The 2,648-nt window shown below is 69.5% G+C and carries 2 protein-coding genes; both read left to right on the forward strand.

The genetic code is table 11. From position 1 onward, the window contains the following. A partial coding sequence (locus ACFYWI_RS38375) for a condensation domain-containing protein (RefSeq protein WP_389240807.1) occupies positions 1 to 1,151 on the forward strand: 1,151 nt, incomplete at its 5' end. Between the two features lies 1 nt (position 1,152). Continuing rightward, positions 1,153 to 2,648, forward strand: a 1,496-nt coding sequence (locus tag ACFYWI_RS38380; RefSeq protein WP_389240809.1) for a condensation domain-containing protein, incomplete at its 3' end; no start/stop codon positions are given.

Genomic DNA, 2,648 nt, shown 5'->3' on the forward strand with positions numbered 1-2,648 from the left:
TCGACACCGGACCGGACACCCCCGGCCGGCTGCTGCTCATCATCGACCACCTGGTGGTGGACGCGGTGTCGCTGCGGATCCTGCTGCCCGACCTGGCCGAGGCGTATGCGGCCCTGGCCGCAGGACGGGAGACCGCGCTCGAACCCGTCCCGACCTCGTTCCGGCACTGGGCGCGTGCGCTGGCCGCAGAGGCCGCAAGCGAGGAAAGGCTCGCGGAGCTGCCGGAATGGATCCAGTTCCTCCAGGGGCCGGATCCCTTGATCACCTCGCGTCCTGTGGACTCCGGCCGTGACATCGGTGCCACGATGCGTCAGTTGTCGGTGCAGGTTCCCACCGAGATCACCTCGGAGTTGCTGACCAGCGTCCCGGCCGCGTTCCATGCGGGAATCGACGACGTCCTGCTGACCGGCCTGACCGCGGCCATCGCCGAATGGCGGCGCAAGCGCGGCCAGGACCCGGCAGGGGTCCTGGTGGACCTGGAGGGCCACGGTCGGATCCCGCTCGGTGACGGCGACGATCTGTCCCGCACCGTGGGCTGGTTCACCAACAGCCACCCGGTCCGGCTCGACGCCGGGGCGGTCGACCTCACCGATCTGCGGGCCGGTGGTCCGGCTGCGGGCCGGGCCGTGAAGCGCATCAAGGAACAACTCCGGGCGGTGCCGGGAGACGGGCTCGGCTATGGCCTGCTCCGCCACCTCAACCCCGAGACCGCGCCCACCCTCGCCGCACTGCCCACCGCCCAGATCGGCTTCAACTACCTCGGACGGTTCGCCTCGAAGCCGACCGGCCGGGCAGGCACGCAGTCCGATCGGCAGAAGGACTGGCAGCAGGCGGGCGAAGGGGGGCGCGGCGGCGAGACCAACGCGCAGATTCCGGTCATGCACGGCCTGGAGGTCATGGGTGTGGTGCATGACCTGACCGACGGCCCGCGGCTCTCGCTGATCGTCGCCTGGGCGGCAGACCTGCTGGAGGAGTCGGCCGTCCAGGCACTGGCCGATGGCTGGGCGGCGATGCTCACCGGGCTTGCGGCCCACACCGCCGGCTCCGGCAGCGGTGGCTACACGCCCTCCGACTTCCCGTTGGTGGAGATCAGCCAGGGCGAACTGGACGAGTTCGAAGTCGCAGCGAAGCAGATCGAAGAAGGGGCGTGAAATGAGCGACTCCGCGCTGGTTGGAGTATGGCCGCTGTCACCGCTGCAGGAGGGCATGCTCTTCCACGCCCTGTACGACGAGCAGGGCACGGACGTCTATGTGTCGCAGATGATCCTCGGCCTCGAGGGGAAACTGGACGCGGTGGCGCTGCGGGCGTCCTGGCAGGCGCTGCTCGACCGGCACGAGAGCCTGCGGGCCGGTTTCCAGCGGCGTAGCTCGGGAGCGCCGGTCCAGCTGATCATGCGACGGGCGGTGCTGCCATGGCGGGAGGAGGACCTGTCCGGGCTCCCCGAGGACGAGGCATGGGCGGAATCGGAACGGATCGGCCTCGAGGAACGGGCTCGGCGGTTCGATCTGGCGGTGCCGCCGCTGCTGAAGGTGCTGCTGGTCAAGGTCGGTCCCGACCGATACCGGATGATGGTGACGTTGCATCACATTCTGGTGGACGGATGGTCCTTGCCGCTCCTCATGCGAGAGCTGTGGACCGCCTACGAGGCCGGTGGCAGTACCCGAGACCTGCCGCCGGTGACCCCGTACCGGGAGTACCTGGCGTGGTTGGCCCGGCAGGACAAGGACGCGGCGCTGGAGGCATGGCGTCGCGGGCTCGCGGGGACGCAGGAACCGACCCTGGTTGTCCCGGTCGAGCGGAACGCGGCGTCGGCTCCTTCCGACACGGTGTCCGGCCGTGCGAGTGCGGAGCTGGACCGGGCGTTGCGGGAACTGACCCGCGTTCACGGCCTCACGTTGAACACAGTGGTTCAGGCCGCCTGGGCCCTGATGGTCGGCAAGCTGACGGCACGACGGGACGTGGTGTTCGGCGCGACCGTGGCCGGACGGCCCGCGGACCTGCCGGGCATGGAGACCATGCTCGGACTGTTCATCAACACCGTCCCGATACGGGTGCGGTTCGACCCGGCCCAGACGGTCGCCGGGATGCTGACGGAGCTGCAGGCCCAGCAGTCGGCGTTGATGGACCACCAGTACGTGGGACTCACCGACATCCAGCGGGTGGCCGGCCCCGGCGCGACTTTCGACACCCTCATAGCGTTCGAGAACTTTCCCTCGGGCGCGAAGGGCGAGAAGCCGCCGGGCGACGACTCGGCGCCGCTCGGGCCGGCTGGTCTGAAGTTCACCGAGTCCGGCGTTCGGGAGTCCATCAACTACCCGCTCGGGCTCGTGGCGATGCCGATCGGCGGGCTGAAGCTACGGATGAGCTATCGGACGGACGCCTTCGACGAGCGGACGGCCCGGGCTCTCGTCGACCGGTTACTCCGGCTGCTCGAACAGATGGCGGCGGATCCGGGGATGCGGATCGGGCAGATCGACGTCGTGGACGAGATCGAGCGCTCCTTGGTGGTGGCGGAGTGGAATGACACGGCTCGTCCGGTTCCTGTCGGCACTTTGGCGGAGTTGTTCGGGGTTCGGGTGGGGTGTTCGCCGGGTGCGGTGGCGGTGGTGGGTGAGGGTGGCCGGGAGTGGTCGTACGGGGAGTTGGA

This window comes from Streptomyces sp. NPDC002889 (genome assembly GCF_042888425.1).
Taxonomy (GTDB): domain Bacteria; phylum Actinomycetota; class Actinomycetes; order Streptomycetales; family Streptomycetaceae; genus Streptomyces.